Raw genomic sequence first — 15,700 nt, forward strand, 5'->3', positions numbered from 1 at the left:
AACTGCGTGTTCGAATATAGAACACAATCCGGTTCGCCGCAAGTATCGCCGATCGACCTCTACATCGAAGTACGAGGAGGACTCCATGCAGTTCCACCACCACGGATACGTCTCGGGAGACCCCCGCGTGCTCGACGCCGAGGGACGCGGTGTCGATCGAATCGCTGAGCTCCCCGACGAGATGGATGTGCTGATCGTCGGCTCAGGTCCCGCCGGGATGCTGCTCTCGGCACAGATGTCGCAGTTCCCGGACGTCACGACGCGCATCATCGAGCGTCGGGAAGGCCGGCTCGTGCTCGGCCAAGCCGACGGCATCCAGCCGCGCAGCGTCGAGACGTTCCAGGCATTCGGATTCGCCGAGCGCATCGTCGCGGAGGCGTACAACATCGCCTACATGAACTTCTGGGGGCCTGATCCCGAGAACCCCCGCAACATCGTGCGCACAGCGCGCACCGAGGACTACGCCCTCAAGATCAGCGAGTTCCCGCATCTCATCGTCAACCAAGCCCGCGTGCTCGATTATTTCGCCGAAGCGGCGGCGCACGGGGCCGGCCGCATCGTTCCCGATTACGGCGTCGAGTTCGTCGGCCTCACCGTGCACGAGGAGGGCGAATTCCCCGTAGAGGTGCGTGTGCGCCCTTCGACGGGCTCAGGGACCGGGAGAGGGGGCTCGGCGACCGGGGGCGAAGAGCGCACGATTCGGGCGAAGTACGTCGTGGGCGCCGACGGCGCGCGAAGCGGCGTGCGCGAGGCGATCGGCCGCAAGCACCTCGGTGGCGCAGCGGCGCATGCGTGGGGGGTCATGGATGTGCTCGTGAACACCGATTTCCCGGATTGGCGTACGAAGTGCGCGATCAATTCCACGGCGGGCAACATCCTGCATATTCCGCGCGAGGGCGGCTATCTCAGCCGCATGTACATCGACCTCGGCGAAGTCGCCCAGGACGACAATCATCACGTCCGTCAGACGCCGGTCGAGGACATCATCGCCAAGGCGAACGACATCCTGCACCCCTACTCGATCGACGTGAAGCAGGTCGCCTGGCACAGCGTGTACGAAGTGGGCCACCGGGTGACAGACAAGTTCGATGACGTGCCGGTGGGGGAGGATCGAGCCCCGCGGGTGTTCCTGGCCGGCGACGCCTGCCACACGCACAGCGCGAAGGCCGGCCAGGGAATGAACGTCTCGATGCAGGACGGCTTCAATCTCGGGTGGAAGCTCGGTCACGTGTTGACCGGCCTGGCCCCCGAGGACCTGCTCGCCACCTACTCCGCCGAAAGGCAGCCGGTCGCACAGCAGCTGATCGATTTCGACCGCGAGTGGTCGTCCCTCATGGCGCGAAAGCCCGAAGAGATCTCAGACCCGCAGGATCTCGCCACCTACTACCTGGCGACAGCGGAGTTCCCCTCCGGATTCATGACGCAGTACGGTGCGTCGATCCTCATCGGCGACGAGTCGCACCAGCACCTCGCACCGGGCTTCCCGATCGGCAAACGGTTCAAGTCGGTCGAGGTGGTGCGCGTAGCCGATGGCAACGTCGTGCACCTGGGTCATCACGCGAAGGCCGACGGACGCTGGCGCATCTACGCCTTCGGCGACGCGCCGTCGGCGGGAGAGTCGTCGGCGCTGGCGGCGTGGGCCGAATGGCTGGGCGCACCGGATTCTCCGATCGATCGGCACACCCCTGCCGCGCTGGACGTCGATGCGGTGTTCGATGTGAAAGCGATCTACCAGCAGCGCTTCGACGACGTCGACATCTCGCGTGTGCCCGGACTCTTCCGACCTCGGACCGGCCCGTTCGGTCTGACCGACTGGGAGAAGGTCTACGCTGCGGGGCCGAGCGCGTGGACGAGCGCCGACATCTTCGCGGAGCGCGATCTGTCCCGTGACGGAGTCGTGGTCGTGGTGCGTCCAGACCAGTACGTCGCGGCCGTGCTGCCCTTGTCTGCGAGGGAGGAGCTGGCCGACTTCTTCGACCGGTGCCTGCGTCCGGCGCGGGTCGCCGCCGCCGTGATCTGACCCGGCTCGCTTTCGCAACCGGGGCACCGAATACCCCGGCGACACGACCGGGCGCCGGAAACCGGCATCCCGTACAGCGTTGGCCGTTACGGTGAAGACGTGAACTCCGCTCCACGGTGCCCGTACTGCCGGCATTTCCTTTATCTCGACATGCTGACCTGCCCCAACTGCGAGGCCGAGGTCGCCTTCAACTTGGTCAGCCGCCAGTTCTACGGCCTGCGTCGGGGCCAGGTGCAGATCGACGACACGACCTGGTACGCCTGCTCGAACCGGGGCTGGGAGTGCAACTGGCTCGTCCGCGAAGATGCGCCCAACGGCAAGTGCCTGTCGTGCCGGCTCACGCGCCGTCAGCCCGACGCCGACGACACGATCGCGATGGAGAAGCTCGCCAAGACCGAGCAGGCCAAGCGCAGGCTGATCCTCCAACTCGGAGATCTCGGCCTGCCCATCTCGCCCTGGTACACCAAGCCCGGCGGCCTCGGCTTCGACCTTCTGTCGAGCCTCTCGTCGGGGCAGCGCGTGATGATCGGCCATTCGAACGGGATCATCACCCTCGACCTGGCCGAAAGCCTCGACGATCGTCGAGAGGCCCTGCGCGTGCGGCTCGGTGAGCCGTATCGCACGATGCTCGGTCATCTGCGGCACGAGGTCGGCCACTACTACCAGAACGTGCTGATCACCGACGATGAGACGTGGCGTCGGTGCCGCGCCATCTTCGGCGACGAGAGGGCGAGCTATCAAGATGCGTTGAAGCGGCACTACGCGAACGGTGCCCCCTCGGACTGGCGGGAGACGTTCATCTCGGAATACGCCACGATGCACCCGTGGGAGGACTTCGCGGAGAGCTTCGCGCACTATCTCCACATCACCGGCACGTTGGCCACCGCCGCCTCCATCGGCATCCATCTCGACGCGAGCGCGACCAACCTGCGCGACACCGATGTGATCCCGCTCGAGAGCTACGGGAATGAGCCGGTGAACCTCTTGATGTCGGACTGGGAATGGATGTCGGAGGCGTTCAACCGCATCAATCGCTCGATGGGCTTTGGCGACCTGTATCCGTTCGACCTCGTCGCCCCGGTGAAACGCAAGCTCGGATTCATCCACGATCTCGTGACGCGCGCACCGCTGACCCGCGAGCAGCAGACGGCTGTCGCCTGGGCGGCGCCGATGGTCGAGGAAGAATCCACGTGACCTCGTTCTCGCGCGGGCAGCGCGTGATCGGGGCCTCGTCGCACTACGTGCTGAACCAGCCGCCGTTCCGCACCGAGATCGACGAGTACTCGCTCAATGTGCCGCTCGTGGACGCGGTGCAGCACATGGGAGCAGCGTGGGCGGATGCCGGGCTTCGCGAAGCCGGGACGCTGGTGGGGTCGACGTCCTTCCAGCAGGACGCCCACCTCGCGAACGTCCACAGCCCCGTCGCGTATCCGCACGACCGCTGGGGATACCGGCTCGACGAGGTGGAGTACGACCCCTCGTACCACCGGGTGATCTCGGCGGCGATCGCCCGCGGCGCGCACACCTCGGCGTGGGCGGACCCCCAGCCCGGAGCATCCGTCGCCCGCGCAGCGATGTTCATGCTGTTCGCGCAGGTCGAGCCCGGGCACGCCTGCCCTGTATCGATGACGCACGCCGCGGTGGCCTCGATCAAAGACTCGCCCTGGGTCGCCGACGAGTGGCTGCCGCGGCTGTACTCACGCGGGTACGAACCGCGGCTGCTGCCGAACGAGCAGAAGTCGAGCGCTCTGATCGGCATGGCGATGACCGAGAAGCAGGGCGGCTCTGACGTCAGGGCGAACACGACGACCGGCATCCACATGGGCGGGCACTCGTACCAGCTCACCGGCTACAAGTGGTTCTGCTCGGCGCCGATGTCGGACGGTTTCCTCGTGCTCGCCCATACGCGCAGAGGCAACAAAGAAGAGGGGCTCTCGTGCCTCTTCGTGCCGCGCCTGCTCCCGCGCGGGATGCGCAACGTCTTCCGCATCCAGAAGCTCAAGGACAAGCTCGGCAACCGCTCGAACGCATCGGCGGAAGTCGAGTTCGACGGCACCGTCGGGATGCTGGTGGGCGAGCCGGGCCGCGGAGTGTCGGCGATCATCGAAATGGTGCAGCGCACGCGCCTGGACTGTGTGCTGGGTTCGGCCGCCGGGATGCGCCAGGCCGTCGCAGAGGCGGTGTGGCATGCCCGCGGCCGGGAGGCCTTCGGTGCGAAGCTCGTCGACCAGCCGGCCATGACCGCCGTTCTCGCCGACCTCGCGCTGGAGGCCGAGGCGGCGATGCTCACCGGGCTCCGCCTCGCGCAGCTGTTCGAGTCGGACGCCGCCGACCGCGATGTGGCGCTGCGGCGCCTTGCGACGCCCGTGTCGAAGTACTGGGTGAGCAAACGCGGCCCCCATCACGCCTACGAGGCCCTCGAGTGCCTCGGAGGAAACGGCTACACCGAGACGTTCCCGCTCGCGCGTCGCTATCGCGAGCAGCCGGTCATGGCGATCTGGGAGGGGTCGGGCAATGTCATCGCGCTGGACGTGCTGCGCGCGCTCACCCGCGACAACGACTCGACCCTGGCGTTCGCGAACGAGCTCGAGTCGACCGCGGGCGCCTCGCCGCTGCTGGACAGGCATGTGGAGCGTGCGCTCCGGCTGCTCGATGAGCTCTCGGGTGCCGAACCGGCCGAGGCGCAGCGCGACGCCCGCCGCCTCAGCGAGGCGCTCGCGCTGGCCTTCCAGGCATCGCTCATGCTCCGCCACGCGCCGTCGCTCGACGCCGAGACCTTCATCGCGGCGCGGGTGGGCGATGACCGAGGTGCGCAATACGGGGTACTGCCGCGCGGGACGGATGCTGCGGCCATCGTGGCGCGGCACTGAGCGCGACGCTCAGCCGTCGACTGGCTCGATGAGTTCGGGGCCGTTGTTGCGCACGTTGCCGACGGCCTTGCCTACGACGTGGTCGTCGAGGGTGTCAGCCAGAGCCGGTGCGGCATCGATCGCAGCATCCAGCACGTCGCGCACGTTGTCTACGGTCGGGTCGAGCCACGCATCGGCGTAGTCGGCGTCGAGGAACAGCGGCATCCGGTCGTGGATCGAACCGAGATGGCCGATCGAGTCGCGCGTGAGGATCGTGAAGCTCAGCACCCACCTGGCCGGATCGTCGTCGGGCAGCGCCGGGTTCTTCCACCATTCGTAGAGCCCCGCCATCAGCAGCGGCGAACCGTCGGCCGGGTGGATGTAGTGCGGTGTCTTCTCGCCGTCGACGGTCTTCCACTCGTAGTAGCCGGTCGTGGGCACCACGGCACGACGCTTCTCGAGCGCGGTGCGGAACATGGGCTTGTCTTCGAGCTCTTCCGACCTCGCGTTGAAGGCCCTTGCGCCGATCTTGGGATCTTTCGCCCACCCCGGGATTAGCCCCCACCGCGCCGATTCGAGACGCCGTGTCGGCAGCTCGGTCTTGGCCGAATCGAGCACGACGGCGACCCGATCAGTGGGTGAGACGTTGTAGGACGGGGCGGGCAGATCATCGCCCTCGACATCGACCCGCAGCACGCCGACCAGCTCCGACCCTGCACTCGCCACCACGAATCGACCGCACATGCACGCCAGCGTACGCGGTGCCACCGACACAACGGCCGACACCGCAGCGACCGGGCTCAGCCCGCGGGGCCGGGCCCGCGGTTGATGACGCCGACCTCTTCCAAGCGCTCCAGCAGACCCGCGCCGTCGGACTCCGTCACCCATGGAACGCCCGCGGCGCTGTGGTCGTCGACGACGGTCCGGCCTCCCGCGAGCACCGCTTCCGCCGGAGACAAGCGGCGGATCGCGACGGCCACGACACTGTCGGGATGCTCGCGGGTGAACGTCGTGTAGATGTCGTCGTCATGCTGTCCGTCGTCGCCCACGAGAAGCCACCGCACGTGCGGGAACTCCTTCGCCAGGCGCTGCAGATTCGTGCTCTTGTGCTCTTTGCCGCTGCGGAACCAGCGATCGTGCGTCGGCCCCCAGTCGGTGAGCAGAAGCGCCCCGGGCGGGAAGACGTGGCGGCCGAGGAACCGCAGGAGGGTCGGGGCGACATTCCACGCCCCGGTGGACAGGTAGATGAGCGGCGCGCCCGGGTTGTCGCGTACGAGCCGATCCATCATGACGGCCATGCCGGGGACGGGCTGGCGGGCGTGCTCGTCGACGACGAACGAGTTCCACGCGGCGACGAGCGGCCGGGGGAGTGCGGTCACCATCACCGTGTCGTCGATGTCGGAGACGATGCCGAAGCGCACCTCTTCGCCCACGATGAACACGCGGGTCTCGACGGGCTTGCCGCCCTCGACGGTCATGGTGAGCGTCTGCCACCCCGAGGCGAGGCCCGACGGCAGTACGACGTCGATCACGCCGCCGCGATCCGAGAAGACGTCGTGCGCGTGGCCCTGGATCGTGATCGCGACCGGGGCGTAGCCGACGGGTACCGCGGCGAAGCTGCGCCACCCACGGACGCTCGCATATTCACCCGACCCCGTGCGGGGGGCGGGCGGCACGATCAGCACGCGTCCGAGCACACGCACCCAGCCCGGTCCGCCGTAGCCGGGGAACGGCGTCACCGCAGGAGTGAGGCCCCGGCCCCGCGCGCGCCGCTCTCGCCACGAGTGGAATCGGTATTCCAGGCGGGCGAGCCACATCACCTTCGGGCGCGGCGATACGGAGGATTCGGGAGACACGCTCTCAGTCTTCCACGTCGGTCGAGACACCAGCGGGACCGGGCCGGTCGCCCTCGGTCGCGTCCGACGCGCGCGGCACGGGCCCGTCAGCAGGCGGCTCATCGACGAGGTGCTTGCGCTCGGCGCGCTCGATGACCTTCTTGGCGACGAAGACGAGCAGCAGGAAGACGACGATCACTCCGACGAACAGATACCCGGCCCAGTGCAGCCGGCTCGCCAGATCGCGGTACGTGCCCGCCGCGAGGGCGGAGACCGAGATGTAGAGGGTCGCCCAGAGGATGCACGCGGGAGCGGTCCAGGCGAGGAATCGCCGGTAGGAGTACCCGCTCATCCCCACCGTCAGCGGCACCAGAGAGTGCAGCACGGGCAGGAAGCGCGAGAGGAAGATCGCCGGCCCGCCGCGCCGGCGCAGGTAGCGCTCGGAGCGCTCCCAGTTCGCGTCGCCGATACGACGGCCGAGCGCGGAATGGCGGATCCGCGGGCCGAGGAACCGGCCGAGCGCGAATCCGATGCTCTCGCCGATGAGCGCGCCGATCACCACGGCGACGCCGAGGAACACGCCTTCGACGGGAGAGGAGACGGCCGTCGCGGCGACGATGACCACCGTGTCGCCGGGGACGATGAGGCCGACGAGCACGCTGGTCTCGAGCGTCATCGCGAGCCCCGCCACGAGCGTCCGCACGAGTGGGTCGACGCCCTGCACGGCGTCGAGAAGCCACGTGAGGAACTCGTTCACACCCCAGAGCCTAGGCGCGCCCCGCTCATCTAGCCTGGGAAACGTGATCGCTCCGCTGGCCGCTGTGGCGCTTCCCGCCTGGCTGGATCCGGATCGGGCGTTCGAGGCGGGTTTCGCGCAGCATCCGCATGCCTTCTGGCTGGATGCCGGACCGGGCGCTGCGGCGGGCTGGAGCTGGGTGGGGTCGGGGAGATCCGAGCCCGACCCGGAGGTGGTGCTCGGAACCGACCTCACCGCGTCGTCAGGCCCGGAAGACGACACCGGCCCGTTCCGCGGTGGCTGGGTGGGCTGGATCGGCTACGACGACGCGGCCGCTCTCGCGGGTGCGCCGACCGGGCCACCTGACACCCGCGCACCGCAGGCGCTGTGGCTCCGCGCCGATCGCTTCCTCGCATTCAACCATGCGCGCCGTCGCGTCTGGGCCTTCGCCGTGCCCGATGACGCTGCGGCCTTCGCCGCCGCCGCATCGGAGTGGATCGGGGAAGCGCCCGCTTCGACTCGGTCGGCCCCGGAGCGGGGCGTCGCCACCGCGCGGCATTTGCCTGGCGAATACGCGGGGCTGATCGCGGAGTGCCGCAGCGCGATCCGAGAAGGAGACGCCTACCAGCTGTGTCTGACGACGCGCTTCTCCGTCTCGGGCGACATCGACGCGCTGGCGACCTACCGCTCACTGCGCGAGATCACGGCGTCGCATCACGGCGGGTACGTGCGAAGTGCGGGTGTCGCCCTGGTGAGCGCGACCCCCGAGCGATTCCTCGAGGTGCAGGGGGGTGTGGTGCGCACGCACCCGATCAAGGGCACGCGCCCCCGCGGGGCGGATGCCGACACCGACGCAGCGCTCGCCGAGGAGCTTCTCGAAAGCCCGAAGGAGCGCGCCGAGAACGTGATGATCGTCGACCTCATGCGCAACGACCTCTCGCGCGTCTGCGACCCCTTCTCCATCGCCGTCGATCGCCTGCTGGAGGTGGAGAGCTACCCCGCCGTCCATCAGCTCGTCAGCACCGTGTCGGGCACGCTCCAGCCGGGGACGCTTCTCGGCGAGCTGCTGGATGCCGCGTTCCCCGCGGGAAGCATGACGGGGGCTCCGAAGCTTTCGGCGATGACGATCCTGCACCGGCTCGAGCGTGCCCCGCGCGGAGTGTTCGCGGGGTGCTTCGGATGGGTCGGCGACGACGGCGCGGCCGATCTCGCGATGATCATCCGCTCGATCGTGGTCCATCCGGGAGGCGCGTATGTCGGCGCCGGCGGCGGCATAACGTGGGGATCGGACGCGGCGGCGGAGGTCGCTGAGGTGGGGATCAAGGCACGAGGTCCGCTCCGTGCGCTGGGGGCGGAGCTGCCGCCCGGTTGGTGAACCGCGCGGTCCGGTAACCTGGAGGACGCGCTTTCGCGCGCATTCCCGGCATCCCACGATTGGCCCCTCCGTGTCGCAGATCTCCCCGCCCGCTGCTCCGAGCTCCGAGAGCAACGGCTACGACGCCTACGCGATCCAGGAGAAATGGCAGAAGCTCTGGACAGAGCGCGACCCGTTCCGCGCTGCCGGTCACGAGGACAAGAGGCCTCGCAAGTACGTCCTCGGCATGTTCCCGTACCCGTCGGGCGACATGCACATGGGCCACGCGGAGAACTACGCCTACGTGGATGTCGTCGCGCGATTCTGGCGCCACCGCGGCTACAACGTGCTCAACCCGATCGGGTGGGACTCGTTCGGCCTGCCCGCCGAGAACGCCGCCATCCAGCGCGGCGCCGACCCGCGCGAGTGGACGTACGCGAACATCGCGCAGCAGAAGGCGAGCCTGAAGAACTTCGGCACGTCGTACGACTGGAGCCGTGTGCTGCACACGAGCGACCCGGACTACTACCGCTGGAACCAGTGGCTCTTCCAGCTGCTGTACGAACGCGGGCTGGCCTACCGCAAAGAGAGCCCGGTCAACTGGTGCCCCCACGACCAGACGGTCCTCGCGAACGAGCAGGTCGTCGACGGGCGCTGCGAACGGTGCGGCACCGAGGTCGTGAAGAAGAAGCTCACCCAGTGGTACTTCAAGATCACCGACTACGCCGACCGGCTGCTCGACGACCTCAACCAGCTCGAGGGCTCGTGGCCGCAGAAGGTCATCCGGATGCAGCGCAACTGGATCGGCCGCTCGGTCGGGGCCGACATCGACTTCGCCATCGAGGGACGCGACGAGAAGGTCACCGTCTTCTCCACGAGGCCCGACACGCTGCACGGTGCGACGTTCTTCGTCGTCGCACCCGATTCGGACCTCGCCGCCGAGCTGGTCGCCGGATCGACCGCCGACGTGCGGGTGCGATTCCAGGACTACCTCGAGCGCGTGCAGAAGATCACCGAGATCGACAGGCAGAGCACCGATCGGCCCAAGACCGGCGTGTTCCTGGAGCGGTACGCCATCAACCCGATCAACGGCGAGCGGCTGCCGATCTGGGCCGCCGACTACGTGCTGGCCGACTACGGTCACGGCGCGGTGATGGCCGTGCCCGCGCACGACCAGCGCGACCTCGATTTCGCGCGCGCGTTCGATCTGCCTGTGAAGGTCGTCGTCGACACGACGGCCTCGATCACCGGGGCGATCCCGGTCATCGAGCTCGACGACGACGGGGTGCCGATAGATCCGGGTGGGGATGCCGCATCCCTCGACTCGTTGAATCCCGGTGTCACCGGAATCGCGCTCACCGGCGAAGGCCGGATGGTCAACTCGGGCTCGCTGGACGGCATGTCCAAGCGCACCGCGATCGCCCGCATGATCGACGAGCTGGAAGCGGCAGGCACAGGGCGAGCCGCCAAGACGTTCCGGCTGAGAGACTGGCTGATCTCGCGTCAGCGGTTCTGGGGCACCCCGATCCCGATGATCCACACGCAGGACGGGCGCATCGTCCCCGTGCCCGCCGACCAGCTGCCGCTGACCCTGCCCGATGCACAGGGACTCGACCTGACGCCGAAGGGCACATCGCCGCTGGGCGGAGCATCCGAGTGGATGGCCACGGTCGACCCCGAGACCGGCGAGGCGGCGCTGCGCGACCCCGACACGATGGACACGTTCGTCGACAGCTCGTGGTACTTCCTCCGCTTCCTCGCTCCCGGTGACGCGGGTGAGGCGTTCTCGACGCGGGAGGCCGATAAGTGGGCGCCGGTCGACTCGTACATCGGCGGCGTCGAGCACGCGATCCTGCACCTGCTGTATGCCCGGTTCATCACCAAGGTGCTGTTTGACGTCGGGCTGATCGAGTTCACCGAGCCGTTCTCGAGCCTCATCAATCAGGGCATGGTGCTGCTGGACGGCTCGAAGATGTCCAAAAGCAAGGGCAACCTCGTGGAGTTCGCCTCCAGCATGGTGGACCCGGGAGCGGATGCTGTGCGTGTCGCGATCGCATTCGCCGGGCCGGTCGAAGACGACATCAACTGGGAAGACGTCTCGACCACGGGTGCGCAGAAGTTCCTCGCCCGCGCGTGGCGCGTGGCCAAAGACGTCGACAGCAGCCCCGACGTGGTCTGGGCGGAGGGTGACCCGGCGCTCCGCCGTGTCACGCACCGGCTGCTCGCCGATGCCCCCGGGCTGGTCGAGCAGACGAAGTTCAACGTCGTGGTGGCCCGCCTGATGGAGCTCGTGAACGCGACGCGCAAGGCGATCGACACCGGCGCAGGACCCGCTGATCCCGCAGTTCGCGAAGCCGCCGAGGTCATGACGATGGTGCTCGATCTGTTCGCGCCGCACACGGCCGAAGAACTCTGGGAGATCCTCGGCTACGAGCCCTTCGTCGGGCTCGTCGCCTGGCGTCAGGCCGACCCGATGCTGCTGGTGGAGGAGACCGTCACCGCGGTCGTGCAGATCGACGGAAAGGTGCGTGCAACTCTCGAGGTGTCGGGCCGCATCGACTCGGCCGAACTCGAGCGTCGCGCTCGCGCGGACGAGCGCGTCGTGCGCTCGCTCGCCGGGCGCGAGATCACCCGGGTGGTCGTTCGAGCGCCGAAGGTCGTCAGTTTCAGCACGACCTAGCGTTCCTCCCCAAGGCGACATCTCAGCGCGTGCGTGCACGACCTCGCCGCGGGTCGCGGGAGTGTCGTCCGCACGGCTTTAGCGTGGTCGGGTGGCAGCGGCCGATGACCCGGAACCCGCGTCGCGGCGCAGCCGCCTGGGGCTCGGCGCCGCTGTGGTCGTGGTCCTGCTCGCCCTCGCCGTCACGGTCGGCATCGGCATCCTGCGGGGGGCGACCGCGCCGGTGGAGTCTGTCAGCGTCTCCGGCTCAGGAGAGCCGGCACCGTCTCAGCCCACCCTCTACGTCCATGTCTCGGGGGCGGTCGTCTCACCGGGGCTGTATGTGCTGGCCGGCGCGGCACGCGTGGTCGACGCCATCGCCGCCGCGGGTGGGTTCGCCGATGGCGCCGATGCGAACGGAGTCAACCTCGCCCGGCCGCTGAGCGACGGCGAACAGTTGTATGTGGCGTCCGTGGGCGAGGCGCCGGCGGCTGGCTCTGGAGCGGGCGGCTCGGGGCCGGCCGGCGGTGGGGGAGCGGCCGTGGCGGCGGACAGCCGCGTGAACCTGAACACCGCGGATGCCTCGCAGCTCGACACGCTGCCGCGGATCGGCCCGGCGATGGCCGAGCGGATCATCCAGTGGCGCGAGGCGAACGGGCGATTCACCAGCGTGGAAGATCTGCTGGCAGTTCCCGGCATCGGCGACAAGATGCTCGAGTCGCTGCGCGATCTCGTGACGATATGACCTCGGATCGCGGACCGGCCGCCCCCCGATGGCTCCGCCCGCTGCGGCTGGTGCCCGTGGCGGGGGTGGCGTGGATCGTGGGCGGAGTGACCACTATCGTCCCGCAGAGCGCGACCGCCACCGCGGTGGGCGGATGGACGATTTCGCTCGCGCTTCTCGTGGCACTGACTGTGCAGGCGCGTCGGCGGCGCGAGCCACGGTCGCGAACCTGGACGCTCGCGTTGGTCATCGCGATCGTCGCGGTGGCCGCGGGGGCTGCGGTCGCCTCGCAGGTAGCCCTTGCCCACCCCGAGCGCGTGGCGGTGCAGGAGATGGGGCTGACCGGCGGACGGGCGATCACCGTGCACGCGACGGTGGTCGGCAAGGTGGAGAACCGTGCGGGCGAGCTCACCTTCGATGCGATCGCCTCCCGGATCGAGACGGGTCTGACGTCGCACCCGGTCGACGTCGCGGTGACCGTTCGCGTCGCGCCCGCCCTCGTCGATCAACCGGGCGCGCTGGACGTGGGAGCGACCGTGAGCGTTCGGGGGACGGCGTGGGAAACCCGCCCCGGGCAGCGCGACGTGCTGGGAGTGTCGGCCGGACGCGGGGTGGAGGTGGACGAGCGGGCGGAAGGGGTGCTGGCCGCAGCATCCGATCTGCGGCGCGGTCTCGTGCGTGCCGTTGATGGTCTGCCCGAGCCTGGCGCGGGCCTCGTGCCGGGCCTCGCCGTCGGCGACACGTCGGCGGTCGACCCGACGCTCGACAGCGAGATGAAGGCGTCGAGCCTCTCGCACCTGACGGCGGTCTCCGGAGCGAACTGCGCGATCGTCGTCGGGCTCGCCTTCGCCGGTGCGGCCGCGGCGGGCCTCCGGCGCAGCCTGCGCGTCGCTGCGGGCCTCGCGGCCCTCGCAGGCTTCGTGGTGCTCGTCACCCCCGAGCCCAGCGTCGTGCGGGCCGCGGCGATGGCGGCCATCGCGATGCTGGGCGTGCAGCTCGGCAGACCCGGAGCGGGCATGTCGATCCTCACCCTGGCGGTGACGATACTGCTGGTCGGCGATCCATGGCTCGCGGGCTCGCTCGGCTTCGCCCTGTCGACGGTCGCCACCGCGTCGCTGCTGCTGTTCGCCCGGCCGCTCGCACTGGGCCTGTCGCGCGGCCTGCCGCGCGCACTCGCGCTCGCCCTGGCGGTGCCGCTCGCGGCTCAGCTCGCGTGCGGCCCGCTCCTTGTGCTGATCACGCCCCGCGTGCCGCTGTACGGCGTGGTGGCGAATCTCCTGGCTGCGCCCGCCGCCCCCGTCGCCACCATCGTGGGCCTGGCCGCATGCCTCTTCGTCGCCGTTCCGGTCGTGCAGTCGGGGCTCGCGGCGATCGCATGGCTCCCCGCATCCTGGATCTCGGCGACGGCATCGACGATGACGGCGCTTCCCGGTGGGCAGGTGCCCTGGCTGGAAGGCTGGGCGGGCGTTGCGGCGCTCGGCGCACTCGGGGTCGCGATCGGACTGATCGTGATCGGGCGAGCGGCCCTGCGAGGTCGCGCACGACCGCTCCACGCCGTCTCCGTCGCTGTGATCGCTGCGGTCGTCGGAGTGAGTGCGGGCACGACGGCGCTCACCTCGGTGGCCGGGCGCTGGACAGTGCCGCAGGAGTGGTCGATCCTCGCGTGCGACATCGGACAGGGGGATGCTGTGCTCCTCCGCTCCGGCGGAAGCTACGCCCTGATCGACACCGGGCCTGCCCCCGAGCCGCTCGCCCAGTGCCTCTCGCGGCTCGGCATCGGTCGGCTCGACCTGCTCGTGCTGACCCACTACGACAAGGACCACGTCGGTGGAGTGACCGCGGTGCGGGGGATGCTCGGGGTGGTGATCCACGGGCCGCCGGCTTCGCCGGGCGATCGGTCGATCATCAATGATCTGGCCGCGGGAGGCGCCCAGCCGATCGCCGGTGTCGCGGGCCTGCACGGAACGATCGGCGGCGCCCAGTGGCGGGTGCTCTGGCCCCGCGCGGCGAGCCGCGCATTCCCCTCGGGCAACGACGCCAGCGTCGTGCTGGAGGTGCGGGGCATCGGCATGCCCACCGCCGTCTTCCTCGGCGATCTGTCGGCGTCATCCCAGAGCGCACTGGCCGCGTCGGACGTGTTGCTGACCCGCTACGACGTCGTCAAGGTCGCCCATCACGGCAGCGCCGACCAGGACCCAGGCTTGTACGAGGCGCTTCACCCCGCGGTCGCGATCATCAGTGTCGGTCTCGGCAACGACTACGGTCACCCCCGTGACGAGGCGATCGCCATGCTCGAGGCTCTCGGGTGCGCGATCGCCCGCACGGATCTGAGCGGGATCGTCGCCGCGTGGCGGACCGATGCCGGCATCGAGCTATGGCGTGAGCGAGCGCCGCCGGCTGCCGATGCCGTGTCCCCGCCGCTCAGTAGGCTGGGGGAATGGCGACGACCGCGCGACGTGCTCCCGCGAGCAAGACACGCACGGTGATCCCGCAGGTGTCGTGGCGCGATCCGCAGCCCGCACCAATCGTGCTGATCTCCGGGCCGGAGGATGTGTGCGCCGAGCGCGCGACGGCCGCCCTCCGCGACTACCTGCGAGCCGAAGACGCGAGCCTCGAGGTCTCAGACCTTCGCGCCGACGAGTACAGCCCCGGCGCCCTGCTCGCGGTCACCTCGCCCTCGCTGTTCGGCGAGCCGCGCCTGGTCCGCGTGACGGGTGTCGAGAAGTGCTCGGACGCATTCCTCGCCGAGGCCGTCTCGTACCTGGCGAATCCACAGGACGGGGCAACCGTCGTGCTGCGGCACACGGGCGCCACGGTCCGCGGCAAGAAGCTGCTGGATGCCATCCGAGGGGGCGAAGGAGGCGGCATCGAGATTCCGTGCGCAGCGGTCAAGCGCGACTCCGACCGGGTCGATTTCGCGGCGGGCGAGTTCTCCGCCGCCCGGCGGCGGATCGCCCCCATGGCGTTGCGCACCCTCGTGTCGGCGTTCGCGGACGATCTCACCGAGCTCGCCGCGGCGTGCCAGCAGCTGATCGCCGACGTGTCCGGCGACATCACCGAGCAGGTCGTCGAGCGCTACTACGGCGGCCGCGTGGAGACGTCCGCGTTCACGGTGGCAGATACCGCCATCGCGGGGCGCTACGGCGAATCGCTCATCTCCCTGCGGCAGGCCCTGGCGTCAGGATCCGATCCGGTGCCGCTGGTGGCCGCCATCGCGATGAAGCTGCGGACGATGGCCCGGGTTGCCGGCATCCGCGAGTCGTCGTCCTCGCTCGCCGCGCGGCTCGGCATGAAGGACTGGCAGGTCGATCGCGCGCGTCGTGACCTGGCGGTATGGACCGATGCGACCCTGGGCATGGCCATCCAGGCCGCCGCGCGCGCGGACGCCGAAGTCAAAGGCGCGTCGCGTGATCCGGTGTTCGCACTCGAGCGCCTCGTGACCGTGATCGCGACGCGCGCCCCCTACGGGGAATGACGAATGCCCGCCCCCTGAGGGACGGGCATTCGACGAAACCATTCAGCG

The 15,700-nt window shown here is 69.4% G+C and carries 11 protein-coding genes; 8 read left to right on the forward strand and 3 right to left on the reverse strand.

Annotated features, from left to right (window positions below):
• Nucleotides 1–85: 85 nt before the first annotated feature.
• From ACFE6Z_RS03130 to ACFE6Z_RS03140, 3 genes are all read left to right on the forward strand, one after another.
• Entirely contained in the window at nt 86–2,020 is a 1,935-nt protein-coding gene (locus tag ACFE6Z_RS03130; RefSeq protein WP_375384217.1) for an FAD-dependent monooxygenase, read from the forward strand.
• A gap of 99 nt (nt 2,021–2,119) precedes the next feature.
• Entirely contained in the window at nt 2,120–3,214 is a 1,095-nt protein-coding gene (locus ACFE6Z_RS03135) for a putative zinc-binding metallopeptidase (RefSeq protein ID WP_375384218.1), read from the forward strand.
• Nucleotides 3,211–4,890 (forward strand): acyl-CoA dehydrogenase family protein, encoded by a 1,680-nt coding sequence (locus tag ACFE6Z_RS03140; protein WP_375384219.1) that lies wholly within the window; start codon nt 3,211–3,213, stop codon nt 4,888–4,890. Before ACFE6Z_RS03135 ends, ACFE6Z_RS03140 begins: the two co-directional genes overlap by 4 nt.
• A gap of 9 nt (nt 4,891–4,899) precedes the next feature.
• Here the strand turns inward: ACFE6Z_RS03140 and ACFE6Z_RS03145 are convergent, their stop codons facing one another.
• Genes ACFE6Z_RS03145 through ACFE6Z_RS03155 form a run of 3 tightly spaced genes read right to left on the reverse strand, consistent with a single transcriptional unit; the run spans nt 4,900 to nt 7,461 of the window.
• Entirely contained in the window at nt 4,900–5,613 is a 714-nt protein-coding gene (locus ACFE6Z_RS03145; protein ID WP_375384220.1) for an SOS response-associated peptidase, read from the reverse strand.
• A 56-nt stretch (nt 5,614–5,669) separates the two neighbouring features.
• Nucleotides 5,670–6,686 carry an App1 family protein gene (locus tag ACFE6Z_RS03150; protein ID WP_375384643.1) on the reverse strand — a complete coding sequence of 339 codons (1,017 nt, stop codon included), beginning with the start codon at nt 6,684–6,686 and terminating at the stop codon, nt 5,670–5,672.
• Between the two features lie 43 nt (nt 6,687–6,729).
• Entirely contained in the window at nt 6,730–7,461 is a 732-nt protein-coding gene (locus ACFE6Z_RS03155) for a DedA family protein (protein WP_375384221.1), read from the reverse strand.
• A gap of 43 nt (nt 7,462–7,504) precedes the next feature.
• On the opposite strand from ACFE6Z_RS03155, the gene ACFE6Z_RS03160 reads away from it, so the two are divergent.
• From ACFE6Z_RS03160 to holA, 5 genes are all read left to right on the forward strand, one after another.
• Nucleotides 7,505–8,815 (forward strand): anthranilate synthase component I family protein, encoded by a 1,311-nt coding sequence (locus tag ACFE6Z_RS03160; RefSeq protein ID WP_375384222.1) that lies wholly within the window; start codon nt 7,505–7,507, stop codon nt 8,813–8,815.
• Nucleotides 8,816–8,885: 70 nt separating this feature from the next.
• Nucleotides 8,886–11,474 carry a leucine--tRNA ligase gene (gene leuS / locus ACFE6Z_RS03165; RefSeq protein ID WP_375384223.1) on the forward strand — a complete coding sequence of 863 codons (2,589 nt, stop codon included), beginning with the start codon at nt 8,886–8,888 and terminating at the stop codon, nt 11,472–11,474.
• Nucleotides 11,475–11,565: 91 nt separating this feature from the next.
• Nucleotides 11,566–12,198 (forward strand): ComEA family DNA-binding protein, encoded by a 633-nt coding sequence (locus ACFE6Z_RS03170; RefSeq protein ID WP_375384224.1) that lies wholly within the window; start codon nt 11,566–11,568, stop codon nt 12,196–12,198.
• Nucleotides 12,195–14,663 carry a ComEC/Rec2 family competence protein gene (locus ACFE6Z_RS03175; protein WP_375384225.1) on the forward strand — a complete coding sequence of 823 codons (2,469 nt, stop codon included), beginning with the start codon at nt 12,195–12,197 and terminating at the stop codon, nt 14,661–14,663. The genes ACFE6Z_RS03170 and ACFE6Z_RS03175 overlap by 4 nt, the downstream gene beginning before the upstream one ends.
• Nucleotides 14,615–15,652, forward strand: a complete 1,038-nt coding sequence (gene holA / locus ACFE6Z_RS03180; protein WP_375384226.1) for a DNA polymerase III subunit delta — start codon at nt 14,615–14,617, stop codon at nt 15,650–15,652. Before ACFE6Z_RS03175 ends, holA begins: the two co-directional genes overlap by 49 nt.
• Nucleotides 15,653–15,700 lie beyond the last annotated feature (48 nt).

Source organism: uncultured Microbacterium sp., assembly GCF_964244775.1.
Lineage (GTDB): Bacteria > Actinomycetota > Actinomycetes > Actinomycetales > Microbacteriaceae > Microbacterium.

Coding starts and splice junctions, on each gene's coding strand:
- ACFE6Z_RS03130 (WP_375384217.1), top strand. CDS start 86: ATGCAGTTCCACCACCACGGATACGTCTCGGGAGACCCCCGCGTGCTC.
- ACFE6Z_RS03145 (WP_375384220.1), bottom strand. CDS start 5,613: ATGTGCGGTCGATTCGTGGTGGCGAGTGCAGGGTCGGAGCTGGTCGGC.
- ACFE6Z_RS03150 (WP_375384643.1), bottom strand. CDS start 6,686: ATGTGGCTCGCCCGCCTGGAATACCGATTCCACTCGTGGCGAGAGCGG.
- ACFE6Z_RS03175 (WP_375384225.1), top strand. CDS start 12,195: ATGACCTCGGATCGCGGACCGGCCGCCCCCCGATGGCTCCGCCCGCTG.
- holA (WP_375384226.1), top strand. CDS start 14,615: ATGGCGACGACCGCGCGACGTGCTCCCGCGAGCAAGACACGCACGGTG.